This window comes from Pelomicrobium sp. G1, from assembly GCF_051905455.1.
GTDB lineage: Bacteria > Pseudomonadota > Gammaproteobacteria > Burkholderiales > UBA6910 > Pelomicrobium.
The window spans coordinates 1-244 of record NZ_JBQACR010000518.1; the positions used below are offsets into that span (position 1 = coordinate 1).

Consider the following 244-nt stretch of genomic DNA (forward strand, 5'->3'; position numbering starts at 1 on the left):
AGCCGGGCCTCAGGATGGTGCTCGCGCAGCCAGTTCTGCGCCTCGGCGAGCATGCCGCCCGTGCCGCAGGCGGGGTCGAGCAGCTTGCGCACGGTGCCGGGGGTGGCGAGGAGATGATCGTCGTTGATGAAGAGAATGCTCACCATGAGGCGGATCACCTAGCGCGGTGTGAAGTGATCGCCCGCGGTTTCGTTGGCGAGTTCGTTGAAACGACGGATGAGGTTCTCGAAGATGAGGCCCATCT

1 pseudogene is annotated in these 244 nt (G+C 63.9%); it reads right to left on the minus strand.

Features of this window, described 5'->3' with window-relative positions:
- Positions 1 to 244: pseudogene (locus tag ACTFO6_RS19450) on the minus strand (N-6 DNA methylase); the annotation flags it as partial.